The sequence below is a fragment of the Deltaproteobacteria bacterium genome, from assembly GCA_019310525.1.
Lineage (GTDB): Bacteria > Desulfobacterota > DSM-4660 > Desulfatiglandales > HGW-15 > JAFDEE01.
Map to the genome: position 1 here is coordinate 1 of JAFDEE010000148.1, position 3549 is coordinate 3549.

2 protein-coding genes are annotated in these 3549 nt (G+C 53.6%); one reads left to right on the plus strand and one right to left on the minus strand.

Annotated elements, in window-relative coordinates:
- Window positions 1-31: 31 nt before the first annotated feature.
- On the minus strand, window positions 32-1738 hold the full coding sequence (locus tag JRF57_16285; GenBank protein ID MBW2305255.1) for a radical SAM protein: 1707 nt from the start codon (window positions 1736-1738) through the stop codon (window positions 32-34).
- Between the two features lie 713 nt (window positions 1739-2451).
- On the opposite strand from JRF57_16285, the gene JRF57_16290 reads away from it, so the two are divergent.
- A partial coding sequence (locus JRF57_16290) for a peptide ABC transporter substrate-binding protein (protein ID MBW2305256.1) occupies window positions 2452-3549 on the plus strand: 1098 nt, incomplete at its 3' end.

A 3549-nucleotide genomic window follows, 5' to 3' on the forward strand; every position in this document is an offset into this window, starting at 1 on the left:
TCAAAAATCATTGATCAGGCCCGGAGCGGAATCAGTAAAAGTTGTCCTCCAGCAAGGTTTCGGCGGCGTCTTTCCAGGCGGGAGAGTAACGCCCACCCCTTTTGAGAAGGATAAAGATACGCCTGGAGGCGATCCGATCCCAGCCCTTCACACAGGCGAATCGGTCCAGCCAGAGGACCGGATACTTTCGAATCTCGGCGATCATTTCCTCGATCAGATCCAGGGGTTCCTCCGTTTCGGGCCTGAGAATGAATTGCCAGAGCATGTGAGGTTCGGATTGAATAGCGCGGCTGATCACCTTTCGGATCCATTCCCGCATGGAATAGAGGTTTGTCCCTTGAAAAAGGAGGGCCCGCCTGGAGGTACACCCGGGAATTTCCCGGGCCCCATCCGACATTCCCGGGGATAAGCCGATCCTCTCCGCAAAGAGATCCGGGAGCCTGTAGCCCACGAAACGTTGGGTCATGCAGTCGCTGGCCTGCTTTTCGTTCAGGTATTCTTCGATCTCCTGGATGTCTTCGAAGGAAAGGGTCTTGGTGGAGATGACACCGTAAGGGGGTCGATGACCCGCTTTCATCTGCCAGGTGCGTGCCTTTCCCTTAAGGTCAGTGCCGGGGAGGAGAAGGGTCTGGAGGCATTGGACATCCGAATGCCTGAAACCCCAGGCCCATTCAATGGATTCCAGCACCTCCTCCTTTCTTTGGCCCGGAAGACCATACATAAGATCAATGGTTACCCTGATGCCTTCCCGGGTCATGAGACGGATATTCCTTTCCAAGGAATCGATGCGGAGGGGGCGGCGTACACGGCGCAACACGTTCGCATCCCGGCTCTGGACGCCGGCCTCGAGTTCCGTGAATCCTGCCTCTCTGAGGAGCATAACATCATCCTCTCCCAGTACATCAGCCCGCACTTCGGCGAAGAAATCGATATGCCGGTTCCGGCGCAATTCCTTGAGGCCTTGCAGGATCTGTCTGAATCGGGGATTCGCATTGAGCGTTGGATCCACGAAGCGGATCTGACGGGCCCCCCTCTTCACCAGGATATGGGCCCTTTGAATCACATCGTCGGCGGTAAGGAAGCTGATTGTGTCTCTCATGTGGGGATATCGGCAGTAAGTGCATCGAAGGGGGCATCCCCGTCCCGTCTCCAGATATGCTGTTCCCCTTGGATCTGGTCTCCAGCAAGGGTGTTCCGGAGGAGGCAAGGCATCGGAAAGAGACGGGGACGGCGTGGACGTTGTTCCCCAGTGGTATTGCCTTTCCCCTTTCCAGGCAACCTGGTTGAAGTTCGTCTTTTCCCCCCTGTGAAGGGCTTTCAGGATGAAAGGGAAAAGAAATTCTCCCTCCCCCGCCACAACCACGTCCGGCACACGACTCTTGAAAAGAAAAGGATGCCCTGGGGCCACTTCCGGTCCGCCGAAGATGATTCGCAGGTCTGGAAGCCGTTCCTTGAGTTTCCTCGCGAGGTGAAGGGTCCGCTCGATATTCCAGAGATAAAGGGTGGCACAAAGGATGTCCGGTCTCCACTCGGCCATCCACCGGAGCAGGTGGGCGTCGTCGAGTTCCTCCTGCTCCGGGGTAAGGCCCCGGATCTCCCACAAGCGCTCCATGCCGGCCTTCTCCAAAGCCCAAGAAAGATAGAACCCGGCCATGGGAAGATTTTCATCCTCTTTTCCGGTATCGTTATCGAGCCTCGGCAACTGAAGAAACAGGATTTTCTTCTTAACGCTTTTCATGAACCCGGGCCTCCTTGCCGTGGAGGAGAATCTTTACTAATTGGGTGTGAAGATGTCTTCCTTCTGTGCTCCCCGTGGATTAACAGGCTGCCTTCACGAAAGAGAAATATGCTGCATAATAAGGCATTCTGCAGTGGGGAGATGGGGTGATATTTTCTAAGGCAAAATGCGAAACTCAACAAGTTGTGTTTTTTTTGAGGAAAAATGCTCATTTCGTTTTAATTATTTCTTGAAACCTCATAATCATGGTGGTAGGATTCACTACCATTTTGTAAGCACTCTCCATTTCCGCGACGGAGCGCCTGAATGTGGGCGTTTTTCAAAGGTCTCGAGTACGGGGCCGGAAGAGCGTAACAGGTGCCCGTCCATCTGGCAATAACCTTTAACCTTTGGTATGATTCAGGGCTTAATCGGAGATATCTTTTTCAACTTGTCCTGCCGGTTCTATTGGAAATAATAAATGGTTTTCCAGGAAAGGAGGTGAGAGACACCCCGGCTCCTAACAGAGGTGCCGGATCCTGCAAAGAAGGTCCCAGATTGTGCTCGTCTCGTTCGGAGATTGGGATCGGGCACGGGGGATTCCCGGACCTGGAACGGGTCGTTTTCTTCACCCGGGGCGAAATAGCCGGTGAAAGACGATGAAGGGCCGTTCCCTGCAGGGGCCCCCACCAGAACGATAACATGATGTTTCGGGATGAAAGGAGGATGTTGACATGAGGACATTCAGGTTTCTCTTGTTGTTCGCCGTGGTAATCGGATTGGCCGCTTTCCCGGCACAGGGTTTCGCAAGGTCGGAAACCATCGTCTATGGCACAACCGAGAAAGTCATCGACATGGATCCGGCCAACGCCTACGATTTTCACACCTGGGAAATTTTTTACAACATCTATCAAGGCTTATTGACCTATCCTCCTGGAAGCACGGAGCTTACCCCGTGCCTCGCTGAATCTTACACGATCAGTCCGGATGGAAAAGAGTACACCTTCAAGCTCAGGAAAGGTTTGAAGTTCACAGACGGCACCCCATTTGACGCCAATGCGGTCAAGTGGTCCGTTGACAGGGTGATCGCCCTTAAGGGGGATCCCTCCTGGTTGGTGACAGATTTTGTGAAGAGTGTGGAAGTGGTCAATTCCCATGCGGTGAAGTTCATCCTCAAGAACCCCGTTGCCTATTTCCCGTCCTTGGTGGCTTCCGTCCCCTATTTCCCGGTCAATCCAAAGGTATATCCCAAGGACAAAATCATCCGTGACCCTTCGGAACTGAAGGGCGGAAAGCTGGTCGGCCTGGGACCTTACAAGGTCGTCTCCTTCAAGAGGGACCAGGAGATCGTGATGGAGGCAAACCCGAATTACTGGGGCAAAAAACCCAAGACGAAACGGATCGTTATCAGGTATTTTGCCGATGCCACCACCATGAGGCTGGCCCTTGAAAAGGGTGAAATCGATATCGCCTTCAAATCTCTCAACCCATCTGATATCAGAGACTTGGAAAAATCCAGCAAGGTCAACACCATAAAGGCCCAGGGCCCCTACATCCGGTATCTGTGCTTCCAGTGCTCCACCCCGCCCTTCAACGACAAGGTGTTGCGCCAGGCGGTGGCAGCCGTGATCAACCGGCCTGAGGTCATCCAGAAGGTCTTCCTCGGGCAGAATGCGCCCCTTTACTCCATGGTTCCCATGGGGATGTGGTCCCACATCGATGCTTTCAAGACCGCCTATGGTGACGGCAACGTGAAAAAGGCCAAAGAACTGCTCGCTTCCAAGGGCTACAACGAGAAGAACAAGTTCACCTTCGACCTGTGGTACACCCCG

Bases quoted from the DNA above. Each gene is read 5' to 3' on its own strand.
- JRF57_16285 (MBW2305255.1), bottom strand. From the start codon at position 1,738: ATGAAAAGCGTTAAGAAGAAAATCCTGTTTCTTCAGTTGCCGAGGCTC.